Origin of the sequence: Psychrobacter pasteurii (genome assembly GCF_900162815.1) — a bacterium.
Taxonomy (GTDB): domain Bacteria; phylum Pseudomonadota; class Gammaproteobacteria; order Pseudomonadales; family Moraxellaceae; genus Psychrobacter; species Psychrobacter pasteurii.
This window is the reverse complement of sequence record NZ_FUGD01000080.1, coordinates 1-18303: the sequence shown is the minus strand read 5'-3', so window position 1 is coordinate 18303 and position 18303 is coordinate 1. Positions and strand designations below refer to the sequence as shown.

Genomic DNA, 18303 nt, shown 5'->3' with positions numbered 1-18303 from the left:
GAAGCATTAGAAGTTTTACTTTAGAAATTAACTCAGTAATGGGAATAGCAGATTAACTATGTCAACAGATAACTCAAATCTAGACGAGACAACCAATTCAAACCGCTCTTTATCTTCGTTAGATGCTCAAGCTTTATTGGCTCAAATTCAAGGCTCTGAAGAAGGAGCTTTGGAAGAAGACGCCTTCGATAATTCGTTAAATGGCGAGTTTGATGAGTTACTAGCCGCCAGTCATGAAGCGGCTGAATCACTTTATACCATTCGTGATTTTATCCGCTTTTGTGTGACTCAGCTGCGCACTTATGATGTGGTTGTGGCACAAGGGACCAATGATGTCTTTGCTGAAGCCGCTGCTATTGTATTGCATACTTTATCGCTGGATTGGTCTGCAGATGAGCAAATCCTTGACTGCCGTTTAACCTCTTCAGAAAAAGCAGAAGTCTTGGCCTTACTTCAGTCACGCATCGTATATCGTCAGCCTCTAAGCTACTTAGTTAATTTGGCTTACTTTTGTGACCTACCGTTTTATGTCGATGAACGAGTTCTTATTCCAAGATCACCTATCGCCGAGCTAATCCGTCAGCAGTTTTATCCGTATTTTGAGACCAATGAGAGGGCTCAGCCATTAGGTGCAGACTCTACTCCTGATAGACCTTCATTTTATCTACATGGGTTAGAAGATAAGCAGCTTTATCAGCCAGAGCGTATCTTAGACCTGTGTACAGGTTCAGCTTGTATCGCAGTGGCGCTGGCTAGCCGATTTAGAGATGCCTTAGTAGATGCAGCAGACATTGATAATTCAGCTCTAGAAGTGGCGGCGGTCAACGTAGAGCATCATGGTATGGAGCATCAATTAAATCTAATTGAGTCTGATTTATTTGACAAAATTCCTGCTGAAAACCAGTACGAATTGATTGTTACTAACCCTCCGTATGTGGATGCGGCGGCTATGGCAGAGCTTCCTCCTGAGTTTATCCATGAGCCAGAGCATGCGCTGGCTGCCGGTCAAGATGGCTTAGACTTAGTTCATAAAATTTTAAATGAAGCTGCAGATTACCTATCACCAGAAGGTCTGTTGGTCTGTGAAGTAGGGGACAGTGACTGGGCATTACGTCAGGCTTATCCTGAAATTCAATTTAACTGGTTAAGCTTTGCTCGTGGCGGTAGCGGTGTCTTTGCTATTGATCGTGATGAGTTGTTAAATAATCGTCATTTATTTGCCGCTCAAGTGGCGCAATTAGACTCGTAAGACGTTATACACTGCCCATCCACAGATAGAACTTGTGAAAGTGATAAGGATTGATAAAGTGGATGGGTAAATTTAACTAGAAAAAAATGGGCAGAAGTTATGGCAGGGAACAGTATTGGACAGGTGTTTAGGGTAACGACATGTGGCGAATCACATGGCGAGGGACTGTTGGCGATAGTGGATGGTATTCCACCAGGCATGGAGTTGAGCAGCGCTGACTTACAGGTAGATTTAGATCGCCGTAAGCCGGGCACTTCTAAGTTTGCTACCCAGCGCCGTGAGCCAGATGAAGTCGAAATCATTTCTGGGGTGTTTGAAGGCAAAACCACAGGCACCTCAATTGGTCTATTGATTCGCAATACCAATCAAAAGTCAAAAGACTACAGTGATATCAAAGACACCTTTAGACCCGGTCATGCCGACTATACTTATAGTATGAAGTATGGCTTTCGTGACTACCGAGGCGGTGGTCGCTCTTCAGCCCGCGAAACAGCGATGCGGGTAGCAGCTGGCGCGATTGCCAAAAAATACTTGCAGCAGCGCCTTGGTATTACGATTCAAGGTCATGTGGTTCAGATGGGCAATGAGGCCACAGCCGTACAAGACCCTGCCAATATTGATTGGCAATTTGTTAATAGCAATCCTTTTTTCTGTGCCGATGCCGAGGCCATTCCAAGATTTGAGGCTTTAATTGAGCGTTTAAGAAGAGAGGGTACCAGCTGCGGGGCAAAACTTGAGGTTATTGCTTCTGGAGTGCCTGTTGGTTTAGGAGAGCCTGTCTTTGATCGTCTTGATGCTGATATTGCTCATGCAATGATGAGTATTAATGCGGTAAAAGGTGTGGAGATTGGCGATGGCATGAATGTCGCTGAGCAGTTTGGGCACACCTCGCGTGATGAACTAACCCCAGAAGGTTTCACGGCCAATCACTCAGGTGGTATCTTAGGGGGAATCTCCTCAGGCCAAGACATCAAGGTAAGTATTGCACTTAAGCCCACCTCTAGTATTACTACTCCAGGCAAGAGCATCGATGTCGAAGGCAATGCTATAGAAATGCTAACCAAAGGTCGTCACGACCCTTGTGTGGGTGTTAGAGCAACTCCTATTGCTGAAGCCATGCTCGCCATCGTACTGCTAGATCACTATTTACGCCATCGTGGTCAAAATGCGGATGTTAAACCGCCAGTATCTGCCATAGCATAGGGTTACTGCTTAACGCCAAGGCCTACTTATTTAAGGTCCAACGTTTTTAAGAACCACCGTTGCTTATAATAAGTAGCGGTGGGCTTGTCTTATACAGTTTTGACTGTCTGCTTATTTTTTTGGGGTTTTTGGGTTTAATGTACAGCCCAGCCTAGTTTTTGATTTTTTCAATCCTATCCTAACACCTGCCTTACTTTTTTTAATACGCCCTGTCCTTTTTCAAACTATCAGATAAGTAGCAGTTTGGTAATAAATATTGTAAAAAATCAGATAAGTACCAATATAGTTAGTAATGAAATAGTTAGTAATGAACTCGATAAAGACAAATAAATGATTCAGCTTTAAGTAATTTAGCTTGAATAACTTAGCTTAAGTAACTTGGCTCATCGTTACCACATTTATACATTTAATAGTTAATACACTTAAAGGAATAATTATAAATAGAGGCTATTATGACCGACCAAAATTTTGATAATGATTTAGTAAAAAATACAGAGAGTAGGGCAGACAGTACTGAAGATAATGCTCAGTCGACTAAAGTCACAGATGAGCAAGTTATTAATTGGATAAAATCTCGTCGTAGTATTGGGAATTTAACCATACCTGCTCCAAAGAAGGATCAAATTGAAGCGGCTATCGCTTGTGCGATGACCGCCCCTGACCATAAAAAGTTACAACCTTGGCGGTTTATTGTCACAGAGGGTCAAAAAAGACATGATTTTGGTCGGGCACTACTAGCAGCAGCAAAAGCCAAGGCTCAGCGTGAAGGACAAGAGCTGGATGAACGGACCGTTGAGAAAACGTTAAAGATGCCCCTAAGAGCGCCAATGATTATCACTGTGGTCACGCGTATGCAGTATCACGAAAAGGTGCCGCCTTTTGAGCAGCTACTAAGTACAGGTGCTGCGGTACAAAATCTAATATTGGCTTTAAAAGCCCAAGGATTTAGCACAGTGTGGCGCACAGGACCTTTGGCTAACGAGCCGGCTGTGAAGAGCTATTTTAATGTCGGTTCTGAAGATTACGTCACCGCTTTTGTCTATGTAGGAAGTACTCACTGCCAGATGCCAGGCCGAGGTGAGATTGATACGACTGATTTTATAACCTACGAAGCAGAATAAATCAGAGATTGAACCGCATCATCAACCGCTTATAATAAAAACATTTAAAAACTCAAACCTGTTAAAACATAGAGAGCAAGATTATGTCAGCTGACAAAAAAAACAATGAAGTTGAAGATAAAGAAATGGATCAAGCACAGACGGCTGCTAATACAGAAGCTACTGACACTGAGTCAGGTGAAGAAAAGTCTGTATTCAACTCTGGTATCTTAGCCAGCCTCTTTGACAAAGCGACCAAAGTAGGGGCGAAAGCTAAGCGGGATCAATCAGCAATTAATCCTGAAGAGATTGAGAAAACCGTACGTGATAACATGAGTAAGCCAAAAGGTTCTAATGCACCGCATCAGCTGCGTTTGGCCTTCTTAGGGGGCGGTAGCTTTGGTACGGCTATGTCCAACTTAGCGGCTCGTAATGGATGTGATTCAACCTTATGGGTTCGTAATAAGCGTACTGTGAAGTCTTTGCAAAAGAACCGGGTTAATAAGAAATATTTACCAGGCTATACTTTAGATGAGCGCTTAAAATTTGAGCATGATTTAAAGACCGCTGTTCAAGATAAAGACATTATCTTTGTGGCAGTTCCCAGCTCTGCTTTTAGAGAGACACTAAAAAATATTCGTCCTTATTTAAGTGGTCAGTCTATTGTGTCTTTAACCAAAGGCATGGAGAAGGATACGTTTAGCTTGATGAGTGATATCATTGAGCAAGAGCTGCCGGGAGTGAACTTTGGGGTAATGTCTGGCCCTAACTTAGCCGTTGAGATTATGCAGAATATGCCTTCTGCTTCAGTCATTGCCAGTGACTCAGAGCTACTGCGTCATGCTGTCCAATCTGCACTACACAGCGCCTTCTTTAGAATCTTTGCTTCTGATGATATCAAAGGCGTTGAGCTGGGAGGCGCATTGAAGAATATTTATGCCATCTCTATGGGTATGGCGGCCTCTTACAATGTGGGCGAGAATACTAAGGCCATGTTGTTAACTCGTGCTTTAGCAGAGATGAGCCGCTTTGGGGTTGCCTCTGGTGCCAATCCGCTAACCTTCTTAGGCTTATCAGGTGTTGGTGATTTATACGCGACCTGTAGCTCAGAGCTAAGCCGTAACTACCGTATCGGTAATATGCTGGGTAAAGGCTTAAGCTTAGAGGCGGCCATTAAAAAACTAGGTCAAACTGCCGAAGGGGTTAATACCATTCAGCAAGTGCACGAAAAAGCGATGAAGCTAGGTATTTATATGCCCATTACTCATGCACTACACGCGGTCATATTTGATGATCAAGCTGCCTTAGGTGTGGCGTTAAACCTAATGGAGTCTGGCTTTAGAAGTGATGTTGAGTTCGTTATGCCTCATGAATACAGCAATGAAGCATTAAATGCACAAATGACAGCAGGCATGCCGGACCAATAGGACGGATGACGGATAAAACTATGAAAGTTATTTTAATGCGTCATGGGGAAGCTGAGTATCAAACTCAGCAAGACTCAAAACGTACACTTACTAAGCTTGGGCAGCAACAAGCCGCTGAGACAGCCCAATATATTGTAGACAACTATGATCCGGATGTGTTCGTAGTTAGCCCTTATGTAAGAGCGCAGCAAACCTTGCAGGCGCTAACGGCTCTTAAGCCTGATGTGCCAGTAAAGGTGCACTCAGACATCACGCCAGATGATAACGCTATGCCTGCTTTGCATTCCTTGATGGATGTGGAAGGGGAGTGTGTGGTGGTAGTATGTCATATGCCGATTGTGGCAAAAATGGCAGCGCTACTGACTGCAGATACACCAGAGCCTTATCAGTTGGCAGAAGCCCGTGTGTTTGATGCTGACTTTATTGCTGCCGATATGGGCAGTGAAGTAGAGCGTTACGTGCCAAAGCAATACTCGTAATGGCTAAGCTAAAACTATGAGCTGGTCGCACAAATAGCTGGGTCATTGTTATTAATAAAAGGGGAGTGTTATGGATAATAATCGTGATATCCGCCAAACTTCAAAGCTTCAAGAGCCAGATTTAAAGATACCTGTGTCTGGTATGGATAGCAGTCGTCTGCAGCACTCCCAGCTGGTGACAACAGGTATGGGTCAGTCTCAGCTGGTTATTAGTAAACAGCAAGAAGAAGCTTTGATTCGCTATAACCATATTACTTATTTGTTATATGTATTAAGCTACTTTACCGCAGGCTTGCTGTGGATAGTGCCCATCATCATGAACTATGCCCGCCGTCAACAAGCAGAGCATACGTGGCTTGCCACACACTTTGATTGGCAGATTAAAACCTTCTGGTACAGCATCGTGTTTGCAGTTATCGGTATTGTAATGGCGGTGATAGGCCTTGGTGGACTAGGTCTTGGGGTGTTTTCGGACAGCTCAAACGTGGCACTAGGCTCTACAGGACTGGCTGCATTAGGTGGGCTTATTTTTCTATTTTCATTTATTTGGCAAATTTATCGTATCGTCAAAGGTTGGATTGCTTTAACAGATAAAAGACCGGTGCAATGATAGGTAGGGGAGTTGCGACAGTCGTTTTTAGTTCATACTAATCGATGATTTGCTGTGATTATACTGGTATAATCAACAGCTTCTGAGTAGAGCACAACTCGATCTTGAATGATAAGAGCTTCTTTATCTAAGAGTGTGACCCATAGCAATTCTCCCAATTTACTTACTTCATAACAGGTTATCTAGCGTTATGTCCTACGCCTTATTACGTCCTTTCTTATTTAATTTAGACCCTGAGCATGCTCACGATTTAACCCTTCAGCTTCTAGAAAAAGCGTATAAGACACATACTTTAGGTTTTATTTACTCACAGCAGTCTTTGCCGACCGAGTGTATGGGTTTACAGTTCTCAAACCCAGTGGGTCTGGCCGCAGGTCTAGACAAAAATGGCCGTTATATTGATGCTTTAGCCGAGCTTGGTTTTGGCTTTATCGAGGTGGGCACTGTGACGCCGCGACCGCAACAAGGCAATGAGAAGCCTAGATTGTTTAGAATTAAAGAGGCCGATGCCATCATTAACCGCATGGGCTTTAATAACCTTGGCGTAGATAAGCTGGTCCAAAACGTAAAAAACTGTAAATACCAAGGCAATATCGGCATTAATATCGGAAAAAATGCGGTGACTCCTGTTGAAAATGCAGTTGATGACTACATATATTGCCTGGACCGTGTTTACCCTCACGCCTCTTATATTACAGTAAATATCTCGTCTCCCAATACCAAGAATTTGCGTGACTTACAAAGCGGGGATGCATTAACTGAGTTGCTAGACAGTATTAAAAATCGTCATAACCAGTTAGCTACAGACTACGGTTTTTATGTGCCTATGGTATTAAAAGTGGCGCCTGACTTGACTGAAGATCAAGTGGACTATATTTCAAAGCAGCTTATTGAGTTTGAAATTGATGGTCTTATTGCTACCAATACCACTTTAAGCAGAACTGGGGTAGAAGATTTGCCACATGGCAATGAGGCGGGAGGCTTATCGGGTCGTCCTGTGGGTCATTTAAGTACTCAGATTATTAAACAGTTTCATGAGCGCTTGGAAGGCAAGCTGCCCATTATCGGGGTCGGCGGTATCGACAGTGGCGATAAAGCGGTACAGAAGATACATGCCGGTGCCTCCATGGTTCAGCTTTATAGCGGTATGATTTATAAAGGACCTAGGTTAGTCCAACAGTGTGTGGAAGCGATTACCAGTCACCGCGACACTCTATTTGTAGAGTAGGGCTGCTTAGCAGATATATCCTAAGTATTGAGTGAGTTTCTAAACTAACCACTGAACTTTTACCGATTGTACCGATTGAATTTTTGGCTAATACGGTAAAAAGCTTGAAAGTAAAAAAACTTGAAAAGTGAAGGGATAGGCTTAATTTATTAACTTTCTAATGAATAAGAACTAGGGTTATTGCATGGGGTTTTTAGACATCATTATTGCTGTCATAGTATTGGTGGGATTGTGGCGAGGATTTAGCTCAGGCTTTATCCGTAGCTCTATTTCACTGGTCGGGTGGTTTATTGCCCTTTTGGCCGCCACACGATTGGCAGATGACGTTGCCCCTTATATGGCTGGTTTTGTTAGTTCTCCTGTCCTGCAGGTCGGGGCTGGCTTCTTAGCTATTGTGCTAATGGTCTTAATTGTTATCCAAATATTGACGTTACTGGTATCCGGCATTGTAAAAGGGCTGAAGTTAGGCTTTGTCGATCAGCTAGCAGGTGGCGTTTTGGGAGCAGCAAAAAATGTACTGGTGGTGCTGGTTATGTTAAGTGTATCGGCACCAGTTATCGTCAATACGGCTTTATGGCAGTCCTCTGTCATAGCCCCAGAACTACTTCCTTATGCTCCTTTTGCTAAGGAATTTGCAACAAAAGTATTAGGTGAGGCATGGCAACAAATTGACGTGCCTAGCTCGCAACAGACGGACCAAGAGGCTATTGCTCAATAAGTATTGAGTTCACGGTCAACGGGTTGGTAAGTAAAAAGCTGAGTAATCAGTGAATAAGTGTAATTTAGCCACTACTAAATGAATCTTTTAACCTGTAAAGACTATTTTAAAAGGATAGAGTATGTGTGGAGTTGTAGGTGTTGCAGCACATGAACCAGTCAACCAAGTGTTGTATGACGCATTAACTGTGCTTCAACACCGTGGTCAAGATGCCGCTGGTATCGTGACCATGAAAGATGGGCGCTTCTATTTGCGTAAAGACAATGGTATGGTTCGTGATGTGTTTATGACACCTCATATGATGCGACTAATTGGTGAGTTTGGCGTAGGGCATGTAAGATACCCGACTGCTGGAACATCAAGTAGTGCAGAGGCGCAACCGTTTTATGTGAACTCTCCTTATGGTATCACACTAGCCCATAATGGTAATTTAACCAATGCTGAGAAATTGGCAAAAGAGCTTTACCAAGATGATTTACGTCATCTAAATACCAACTCAGATTCAGAAGTTCTGTTAAACGTATTGGCACATGAAATTCAGGCACTAGGCAAAACCCAGCCAACTCCTGATGAAATTTTTGAAGCTATCAGCTCAATGTATAAGCGTATTGAAGGGGCTTATGGTGTTGTGGCCTTAATTACAGGCCAAGGCTTGATTGCTTTTAGAGACCCTAATGGTATTCGCCCGCTAATTTATGGTGAGCGTGTTTCTGCTGATGGTCACACTGAATACATGGTAGCTTCAGAATCTGTGGCATTAACCGGTTCTGGCTTTAAAGTGGTTCGTGATGTTAAGCCGGGTGAAGCCATCTTCATTGACTTAAACCACAAGCTTCACACACATCAATGTACTGAGCCAAAAGAATACACTCCTTGTATGTTTGAGTATGTATATTTTGCCCGTCCTGACTCAATCATGGACAACATCTCAGTTTATAAAGCCCGTTTGCGTATGGGTGAGAAGTTGGCCGAGAAGATTCGTGATGAGTGGGGGGAAAAGCACGATATTGATGTGGTTATTCCTATTCCAGATACCTCACGTACTTCAGCGATGGAGCTTGCGCTTAACTTAAATGTTAAGTACCGTGAAGGCTTTATGAAAAACCGCTATATCGGCCGTACTTTCATTATGCCAGGTCAGCAGCAGCGCAAAAAATCTGTACGCCAGAAGCTAAATGCGGTTCCTTTAGAGTTTAAAAACAAAAACGTACTCTTGGTAGATGATTCGATTGTACGTGGTACCACTTGTCATGAAATTATTCAAATGGCACGTGATGCAGGGGCCAATAAAGTATTCTTCGCCAGTGCTGCGCCACCGGTTAAGTATCCTAACGTTTACGGTATCGATATGCCTGTGCGCTCGGAGCTAATCGCTTCAGGAAACACGGTAGAAGAAGTACGCCAAATCATCGGTGCTGATCGTCTAATTTTCCAAGATTTAGATGATTTAATTGATGCAGTACAAGATACCAAGCATAGCAAAGTAGAAGGGTTTGATTGCGCCGTATTTGACGGTAAGTACATCACAGGTACTATCACTGAAGATTACCTAAACTACTTACAAGAGCAGCGTAACGACAAAGCCAAAGCCAATGGTATCGAAGTGATAAGCAATACTCCAGATACTCCGGTGGACATGACTGGTGTACAGGAAAATTAATAACCAAATCTGAGCTGATTAAAGTATTTTATACATTTTTCAGCTCAGCTCGGTAGTTATTCTTGATAGTATGAAGGCAGGTTATGAGCATTTATGGCTTATAGCCTGCTTTTTTTTGAGGAATTTTAGTTATACAACATACATAACAAGGAAAATATTATGAAACTACCAATGATGGCAAGTTCACTTATTCTAGGTATTGGCTTAATGGGTGCTTCTGTTGCACAGGCTGAGCAAGGTGCTGAGCAAAAACAGGCGGAACAACCTGTAAAACAAGCTTCTACTTCTGTGGCTGCAGCTCAATCTAAAACTACTCCTATCTTTTATGGCACAGATGGTGCATTGCCTTTTTCGAAAGCAGTAAGAGCGGGCAACACCTTATATCTATCTGGTGAGCTGGGTATGAAAGACGGTAAGCTGGTTGAGGGCGGCGTTAAAAAAGAGACAGAGCAAGCTTTAGATAATATCAATAAAACGTTACTAAGCTATGGCTATCAATCCTCAGACTTAGTTAAATGCATGGTTATGCTGACTGATATGGAAGATTTTCCAGAATTCAACGAAGGTTATAAAGCCAAATTGGCTAAGCCTTATCCTGTACGTTCTGCTTTTGCGGTAGCAGATTTAGCACTGGGTGCCAAAGTTGAAATTGAATGTATGGCGGTTAAATAAGCCTGTATTTCAATGATATATTTAAATGAAAAAGCCGATAATCTTAGAGATTATCGGCTTTTTTGTATTGAATATTACATGAAGTAGTAGCTAAGAGTTAGTCTTAGCAGTAGCTAGTAAGAGTTAATAATAACCTAGCACCTTCCACCAAATCAGTCCTGAGCCAATCCAAATGACTAGGTTCGCCACACTCATAATAAAGCCTATGGTCCACCATTCACGCAAAGTGGTATAGCCTGAGTTAAAGATAACCGGCGCTGTACCAGTAGCATAATGGGTCAAAGTCATCATGATATTGCCCGCAGCTGCTAAGATTAAGGCATACAGCATAGGAGGCGCCCCTAAGGTAAGACCAACCGCATAGAAAGCGGCAAACATAGCCGTAACGTGTGCTGTGGTACTGGCAAAGAAGTAATGCATGTATAAATAAACTAAGGTTAAGATGACGACCGCACCTGTCCAGCTAAATCCAGTCAAGCCGATGGCCGACTCGATGCTAGAGGAAAACCAGCCAATTAAGCCTAATTTATTTAAAAAGTCTGCCATCATTACCAAGGCACCGAACCAGACGATGGTATCCCAAGCTGACTTCTCTTTTAGCACATCTTCCCAAGTTAACACCCCAGCAATTAACAGTACTGACAAACCTAAAAAAGCAGTCGCTGTGGCATCGATGGAGAATTGCTCACCAAAGATTAGTGCCGGAACATTGGCCCAAAGTAATAACATTAGGGTAAACACACCCAACATGATTTTTTCATGGCGAGTGATGGCCCCTAATTTTGCCAAGTTTTCAGAAGCATACTTTCTGGCATCAGGCGTCGCTTTAATCTCGGGCGGATAAATCATATAGATAATCAAAGGCATGACTAAGATACACAGCATCCCAGGGATGAACATTGCTAAAGCCCAAGTTGTCCAAGACAGCTGTAGCTCACTGCCTGTTGCCTTATTAACCAAGTCTACGACTAAGGGGTTTGGGGCAGTAGCGGTGATAAACATACCTGATGTAATCGGGTTGGCGTGGAAGTTAACCATAGCCAAATAGCGCCCAATTTTATTTTGGGTACCTTGTTCAGGCGTTGAGTCAAAACTTTTGGCAATAGAGCGCATGATGGGGTGAATAATCCCGCCACCACGGGCTGTGTTCGAGGGGGTAATAGGGGCAATCAATAACTCTGCAGCGGTAAGAGAGTAGGCGATACCAATGGTCTTCTTACCTACGATAGAGATAAAGTAATAAGCAATCCTAGACCCTAGGCCTGTTTTAATCAGGCCGCGCGAAATCATAACCGCAATACCAATTAACCAAATCAAAGGGCTTGAGAAGCTTGATAAGGCATCTTGCATGGCTTGCTTGGGAGTATCTGCGGTAACCCCAGTCAAGGCCACCAAGCTGATGGCGATAATTGCCAATGCGCCAATAGGCAACGCTTTACCAATAATGGCCACGATGGTTGCCACAAAGAGGGCTAATAAGTGCCAAGCGTTATCGGTAACGCCTTCAGGAGTAGGTATGACAAACCAAATGATAAGGCCAATGGCTATGGCCAATAATGTGGGTATGGGCTTGAAGGGGAGCTTTTCTGAGAGTTCCGACATAATAAAGCCTTTTTAGTTGAATGATGAAACAAATATTTTTAGGAAACTTCTTTCATGAAGTTTTGCGACATAAATCAAATAAGTGGCTACTATTTACTATAAATAAGATTTTGCTGATTACGCCATAAAATCACCGCGGCAATGACAAAGCGGGACAGTAGCAACCAATAAACCGCAAACCACACAACGGGCATAGCATACTCTTGACCATATAGTTGATACACCAGGTATGTCAATGGGAAAAATATAACTGAGACGATAATGGCTACCTGACGAATCTTCGCTCCTGCGGTGAGACCAAACATAATCCCATCGAGCCAATAGGCCCCAGCACCGATCAAAGGCAGCAGGGTGGCGATATAACGATAATCTAAAGCCAGCTCTGTGACGGCGGGTAAATCTGTCATGATATTTAAAAAGGTAGGTAGAGCAATTGCCCATATAATAGTTAAGCTTAAGGCCAGCACAAAGGTAATGATGCCAGTACGTTTTACGGCTGTCATAAACTGTGGTCGGGACTGTCTAGCTGCCGCTTGACCCGATAAGCTTTCGGCAGCAACTGCCACACCATCTAATGCGAAGGCTGAGATGCTAAGCACCTGTAGCAATACTGCATTGGTAGCCATTACCAAGTCACCTTGCTGGGCAGAAAGGCGAGTAATCCAAGCAAAGCTAAGCGTTAGCAAGATAGTTCGAATAAAGATATCTTTGTTAAGAGAAAATAAGCTCAGCATTTTATCAAAAGCAAATATCTCAGTGAGTCTTTGCTTGGTGAGGCTAGGGGCAAGAGTTTTAAATTTAATTGAGTCAGCATGCAAGGTTATTTTTGCCAAGACAATGGCAGTAATACAGCCCACAGCGTAGCCAATCACTGTACCTAAGGCGACACCTTCTAACCCCATATCAAACACATATACGAAAGTTAAGGTCAGAATAATATTAATCACTGAAATCAGAAGCTGTACCATCATCATCTGATTGGTTTTGCCTTGTCCCGCAAACCAGCCAATAAACACATAGTTCATAAGCTCAAAGACGATACCGTAATATCGCACGCTTAGATAAGTGTAAGCAGCCTGGCTACTTTCAGGATGTGCTCCTAGAAGCTGTAAACCAAGCGGCAATATAAAGGGCCTCAACAGCCAAAGAATCATAGCCAATACTACAGCCAGACCCAATGAGCGATATAAAATATCTGACAGCTCGGTAGCATCAGAGGTGCCTGTGGCTTGTCTGCCTAAAGCTTGAGCCGCCAGCCCTGAAGAGGCATATTGCAGGAAGTTGAAGCTAACCAGTATCAATAGCCAAAGTTGAGAGGCGATACCCAGTCCGGCTAAGTGGGCAGACTTAGGGAAATGTCCAACCACACCGACATCAATAGCCCCTTGCAGAGGCATGGCTAGGTTCGCTATCAATACAGGTGCAGCAATTGCAATAATATGGCGATAGCTTAAATCTAATGGGGTAGGCTTGATACGACTCATAGACTCAATACTTTTATTAAATTAAAAGACCCAAACAATAAAAAGCACCCTAAGGTGCTTTTTATTGTTACATATCTAACGATGAGTAGATATAGAGGTTTGGTTTACCAAAAACTCATTACAGATTAAGTAACAACTTAGTCTTCAAAAGATTTTGGATCATTAAAGGTAACCACTTCTTCTTGGAACTCAGGCTTGATTTTCACCACAAAGTCATCACGTGATAAGCCCATTGCTAAAGGAATAGAGCTTGAGATGTAAGTTGATGAATAAGTACCTGCAATTAGACCAATAAAGAAGGCAACAGAGAACCAGAACAAACCATCACCGCCGAGGAATAACATGGCTAGAACCACAACCAAGACGGTAGAGATGGTCATGATGGTACGACGTAAGGTTTCGGTTAGTGATAAGTCAACGATTTGTCTTGGTTCGGCGCCACGAACTCTTCTAAAGTTCTCACGAATACGGTCAAAGACTACAATCGTATCGTTCAATGAATAACCAATTAAGGCTAAGATAGCGGCCAAAACAGTCAAGTCAAACGGGAACTGGAATAAGGCGAAGATACCTAAGGTCACAACCGCATCATGTACCAAGGCCAGAAGGGCACCAACTGCCAGCTTAAACTGGAAGCGGACAGCCACATAGAGCATCATCATACCCAGTGCAGTCAAAATCGCAATCATTGAGCTGAGATAAACTTCACCGCCTACCTGACTACCAATGATGTTAACGTTACTGATTTGCGCGCTGTTGTTTGGCAGCTCTAAAGCGGTGCCTAAGCTCTCATTTAGCCCTTCTACGTTGTCAGATTGAGGGGGCAAACGAACTAAAAGCTCTGTTGTACCGCCTAGATACTGAACGACAGCATCATCAAAGCCCGCCTTCTCTAGTGACTGAATAACTTCTGTTTGTTCAACAGGGTTCTCATACTTCACATCAGCAGAAACACCACCGGTGAAGTCTAGACCTAAGTTAAGACCGTTAATAAATAATGCCCCTATACTGATTAAAACTATCAGGATCGAGAAGATTGCCATGGGTTTTTCAAGCTTCATAAAAGGAATGATGCGCTTGGAGCCCACAGCTTTAATACCACCTTCAGCTAATGCCGCTTCATCTTCATAAACTTCAGAGTCTAAGTCTGCAGCAGTGGCTAACTGGGTGTTCTCTAAATCAGCTTGGTCGATATTATCGCTGGGTGATTTTAGGGTCGTGTTGTTACCTCTACCATCACGGCGAGGGCCACGTCTGCGACGACGGCCGCCCTCAATGTATGCAGGAGTTGAGCTTTTCGGCGTTCCTGAGTTTGTATTTTGATTGTCATTCTGATTATTAGTAGACATTATTCTCTCCTAGCCTATGCTCAATTTATCGACAGATTTACGATTGCCATAAACCAAATGGACCAAAGCACGGGTTACAATAATGGCTGTAAACAACGAACTTAAAATACCAATGGCAAGGGTAATAGCAAACCCTTTAATTGGGCCAGAGCCGATAGAGAATAAGATGATGGCTACCAACAAGGTGGTGATGTTACCATCAAAGATACTACTAAAGGCACGATCGAAGCCAGCCACAATGGCTGATTTAGGTCTTACCCCTTCGCCAATCTCTTCTCGAATACGCTCAAAAATCAGAACGTTAGCATCTACGGCCATACCGATGGTCAATACAATACCAGCAATACCAGGTAGGGTTAACGACGCTCCTAAGATAGAAAGCACAGCTACCATGATGACTAAGTTGAAGGCTAGAGCAACGTTTGCAATAACCCCAAACAGACGGTAGAAAATGATCATAAACAAGAAGACCAGTAAGTAACCGACTTTTGTAGAGAACAGACCGTCATCAATATTTTGCTGTCCCAGTGAAGGACCAATGGTTCTTTCTTCCACGAAGTACATAGGGGCTGCAAGAGCACCTGAGCGAAGTAATAGAGCTAATTCGCCAGCTTCTGCATTACTGTCTAGACCTGTAATACGGAAAGATGAACCTAGTACCGCTTGAATGTTTGCTTGGCTAATAATCTTAGTTTCAGCATAAGGGGTACGGGTTTCAATAGTCTCCCCAGTTTCTGGGTCTGTGTCATAGCTCACTTTTTGTTTGTTTTCAATAAACAGTACTGCCATCTGCTTGCCAACCGCATTTTTGGTGGCATTTTGCATCAGCTTACCGCCGGCAGTATCCAGCGTAATGTTTACTTCAGGAGAGCCGTTTTCATCCACACCAGAGGTAGCACCTTGAACCTTTTCACCGGTTAAAATAGGCTGACGATTCAATAGTGATGGCGGGCCATCAAGAGTCATATAGGGGAAGGCTTCAGTGCCAGCAGGAGGAACACCACCTGCATAAGTTGCGTTTTCATCAGCTACCAAGCGGAACTCAAGGTTAGCAGTACGACCTAGAACACGCTTCGCTTCAGCGGTATCTTGTACCCCAGGTAATTCAACCACAATACGGTTGCTGCCTTGAGACTGAACCAAGGCTTCAGAGACACCTAGTTCTGCAATACGGTTGCGTAGGGTAGTTAAGTTTTGTCCTACCGCGTATTCATTGATCTCTTTTAAGGTCGCTTCATTATATTGTAAACGTAACGCTGGGCCTTGATCGTCCATCGACGCTTGCATTTCAAACTGTGTACCTTGATCACGCTGGATAATGCGCTGTGCTTTATCGCGTAAGTCGGTATCTTTAAAATGAAGCAATAGACCTTGATCAATAACATTGATGCCTTTTACAGGAACGCGTTCACTACGTAAGCTGCTGCGCACATCATTGCTAGTGGTCTTTAAGCGTTGTTCAAGAGCCTTGTCCATATCTACTTCAAGAACAAAGCGCACACCACCTCGTAAGTCGAGACCTAGTTTTAAAGGCTTAGCACCGATACTACGAAGCCAGTCAGGCGTAGTTTGCGCCAAGTTTAAAGCCACAACATAGTCATTACCAAGTTGTTGGCGTAGGACTTCTTGGGCCTTGCGCTGCGTAGCGCCATCTTCTACTCGTAATAAGGCACTGTTTTCTGAGAAAGTAGGGTCGTGGTAAGCGATACCCGCTTCATCAAGAAGTTGTTGTGATTGATTCAGCACCTCATCAGTCAGCTCGGTACCTGCTGAGGCACTAGTAATTTGTACCGCAGGCTCATCAGGGTATAAATTAGGCAGAGCATATAGCCCCGCTATGATGAGCACGGTAACGATTAAGAAATATTTCCAGGCAGGGTAATGCATAGTAGCTTCTTCACTTGAGGGAAGGTAACAGTAGAACGCTACGCTATAGCCAATCTTCGATAGATAGGAACATATAAAACGAGTTGCTAGGCCAGTGAAAAAGGCTTAACACAGTTGAATACAGTTACGCGAAGGTAATAATTATCGCGCTTTAGATATCTGAAAATGGCCCTATCGTGTCATAAAGCCGGTTGTTTTAGCAGACAGACTTTATGTGTGTAGCGCACTCTAATTAATTTAATTAAAACATATAATCCAAAAACCGAACACTAAAAAGATGAAGGCTTGCCTTTGACTCTTAATAGGTTCAATTTTTGGATTATTAAACAGTTGTAATACTATTATTTATTGCAAACCATCAATGGTGCCATTAGGCAACACGGAAATTACAGAAGCACGTTGGATCATGACATCATTTCTATCGTTTAGCGCCACAACTGCGTAATCGCCTTCGATTGACTTGATTTTGCCCATCAAACCACCTGCGAAGATAACTTCATTGCCTACAGTTAGTGAGTCAACCATATTGCGGTGCTCTTTAGCACGCTTAGATTGAGGTCTAATTACTAAGAAGTAGAAGATGGCAAAAATAGCCAACGGGAAAATCCACTGCATAATCATTGCAGAGCCACCAGCCGCTTCTGGAGCAGCATGGGCTGCTTGGATGAATAAATTCATATTAAATCCTTAAAAAATTACTATATAACAGGGATAATTAGAGCCTAACAGCAGCGATAAGATTGCTAGAATCATAAATAGCACTAGCACAATCGGTGACCACTCAAAAGGATAATTACCTATGTATTTATGGATAGGGGTATAGTTATCATAAATTAACACGCATAGTATCAAAAAAATGACTCATTGATAACTATTACTTGTAATACCATTGGTGAATAAGGCCTATAAAGGCTTTTAACCTCTAAAAAATGCTATTTAACCAAAATGAAGGCTAGCGACAGTGGCTAATATAACGTTATAATCTGATTTATTAGTTAATTTAACTTATCGTGCGTAATTCTCCACCTATAATCTTTGATTTAGGTGGAGAATTACGCACGGGCGAGCTAGTCAGGACGTTCTTGTTTTTCGATATATTGCCTAATTGTATCAATGGTAGCACCGCCAGTGGTCAGCAAACAATATGCCCTAGTCCAAAGTACAGGCTTCCAGTAAAACTCTGCCAAATGTTCTGCAAATTCTTTTCTCATCAAATGGCTAGTTACTGTTTTTAGATTTTTGATAAACTTACTTGGCATGATATTGGGGTGCATATCAAGCAGTAAATGCACATGGTTAGATGCGCCTTGAAACTCTAACAGCTCAACCTCCCATTTTTAACAAAGGTCAGTTATGAATTCTTCTAGCCTATCAAGCATAGCCCTAGTGAAGCACTCTCTGCGGTATTTAGTCACCAACACTAAGTGATATGTTAGGTTGTAAGCGCAATGATAATGCGATTTAGGTTTATTACTGATAATTGATGCTAAATGCAAATAATGCTAAGTTATACCGACACTCAAGTCGACTAAAAAGCCATGCTTAAAGCCTATAAATATCGCATTTACCCAAATCGTGAACAGCAGGTGCTTATCGAAAAGCACTTTGGCTGTAGCCGTTTTGTGTTCAATTGGG

16 protein-coding genes and 1 pseudogene are annotated in these 18303 nt (G+C 42.9%); 11 read left to right on the top strand and 6 right to left on the bottom strand.

The annotated features are described in order from the left end of the window. Positions 1–58 precede the first annotated feature (58 nt). The 10 genes from prmB to A1232T_RS06725 all read left to right on the top strand — a co-directional run bounded on the left by prmB (position 59) and on the right by A1232T_RS06725 (position 10346). The gene (prmB, locus tag A1232T_RS06770; protein ID WP_077448706.1) at positions 59–1249 is read left to right on the top strand and encodes a 50S ribosomal protein L3 N(5)-glutamine methyltransferase; all 1191 of its coding nucleotides are present in this window, start codon (positions 59–61) and stop codon (positions 1247–1249) included. Positions 1250–1348: 99 nt separating this feature from the next. After that, entirely contained in the window at positions 1349–2452 is a 1104-nt protein-coding gene (gene aroC / locus A1232T_RS06765) for a chorismate synthase (RefSeq protein ID WP_077448705.1), read from the top strand. A gap of 452 nt (positions 2453–2904) precedes the next feature. Continuing rightward, entirely contained in the window at positions 2905–3573 is a 669-nt protein-coding gene (locus A1232T_RS06760; protein ID WP_077448704.1) for a nitroreductase family protein, read from the top strand. A gap of 83 nt (positions 3574–3656) precedes the next feature. Further along, complete coding sequence (locus A1232T_RS06755) at positions 3657–4979, top strand: NAD(P)H-dependent glycerol-3-phosphate dehydrogenase (protein ID WP_077448703.1); 1323 nt, start codon at positions 3657–3659, stop codon at positions 4977–4979. 20 nt (positions 4980–4999) lie between these two features. After that, positions 5000–5458, top strand: coding sequence for a phosphohistidine phosphatase SixA (sixA, locus tag A1232T_RS06750; RefSeq protein WP_077448728.1), 459 nt, complete (start codon positions 5000–5002; stop codon positions 5456–5458). A 70-nt stretch (positions 5459–5528) separates the two neighbouring features. Further along, complete coding sequence (locus A1232T_RS06745) at positions 5529–6068, top strand: DUF4870 family protein (protein ID WP_208606922.1); 540 nt, start codon at positions 5529–5531, stop codon at positions 6066–6068. Positions 6069–6258: 190 nt separating this feature from the next. Beyond that, positions 6259–7296, top strand: coding sequence for a quinone-dependent dihydroorotate dehydrogenase (locus tag A1232T_RS06740; RefSeq protein ID WP_077448702.1), 1038 nt, complete (start codon positions 6259–6261; stop codon positions 7294–7296). A gap of 184 nt (positions 7297–7480) precedes the next feature. Further along, a complete protein-coding gene (locus A1232T_RS06735; RefSeq protein ID WP_077448701.1) occupies positions 7481–8014 on the top strand; it encodes a CvpA family protein in 534 nt (177 codons plus the stop codon). 121 nt (positions 8015–8135) lie between these two features. Next, entirely contained in the window at positions 8136–9674 is a 1539-nt protein-coding gene (purF, locus tag A1232T_RS06730) for an amidophosphoribosyltransferase (RefSeq protein WP_077448700.1), read from the top strand. 159 nt (positions 9675–9833) lie between these two features. Then, positions 9834–10346 carry a RidA family protein gene (locus tag A1232T_RS06725; RefSeq protein WP_077448699.1) on the top strand — a complete coding sequence of 171 codons (513 nt, stop codon included), beginning with the start codon at positions 9834–9836 and terminating at the stop codon, positions 10344–10346. Positions 10347–10469: 123 nt separating this feature from the next. Here A1232T_RS06725 and A1232T_RS06720 read toward each other — a convergent pair whose 3' ends face one another. The 6 genes and pseudogenes from A1232T_RS06720 to tnpA form a co-directional block, all read right to left on the bottom strand. Further along, complete coding sequence (locus A1232T_RS06720; RefSeq protein ID WP_077448698.1) at positions 10470–11948, bottom strand: anion permease; 1479 nt, start codon at positions 11946–11948, stop codon at positions 10470–10472. An 89-nt stretch (positions 11949–12037) separates the two neighbouring features. Then, positions 12038–13432 carry an MATE family efflux transporter gene (locus A1232T_RS06715; RefSeq protein WP_077448697.1) on the bottom strand — a complete coding sequence of 465 codons (1395 nt, stop codon included), beginning with the start codon at positions 13430–13432 and terminating at the stop codon, positions 12038–12040. Between the two features lie 137 nt (positions 13433–13569). After that, complete coding sequence (secF, locus tag A1232T_RS06710) at positions 13570–14781, bottom strand: protein translocase subunit SecF (protein ID WP_077448696.1); 1212 nt, start codon at positions 14779–14781, stop codon at positions 13570–13572. Between the two features lie 9 nt (positions 14782–14790). Beyond that, on the bottom strand, positions 14791–16668 hold the full coding sequence (secD, locus tag A1232T_RS06705) for a protein translocase subunit SecD (protein ID WP_077448695.1): 1878 nt from the start codon (positions 16666–16668) through the stop codon (positions 14791–14793). 345 nt (positions 16669–17013) lie between these two features. Continuing rightward, positions 17014–17346 (bottom strand): preprotein translocase subunit YajC, encoded by a 333-nt coding sequence (yajC, locus tag A1232T_RS06700; RefSeq protein WP_077448694.1) that lies wholly within the window; start codon positions 17344–17346, stop codon positions 17014–17016. A gap of 389 nt (positions 17347–17735) precedes the next feature. Beyond that, positions 17736–18164, bottom strand: a pseudogene (gene tnpA / locus A1232T_RS14380) (IS200/IS605 family transposase). A gap of 42 nt (positions 18165–18206) precedes the next feature. On the opposite strand from tnpA, the gene A1232T_RS06690 reads away from it, so the two are divergent. Further along, the coding region (locus A1232T_RS06690; protein ID WP_143513962.1) for a helix-turn-helix domain-containing protein at positions 18207–18303 on the top strand (97 nt) is incomplete at its 3' end.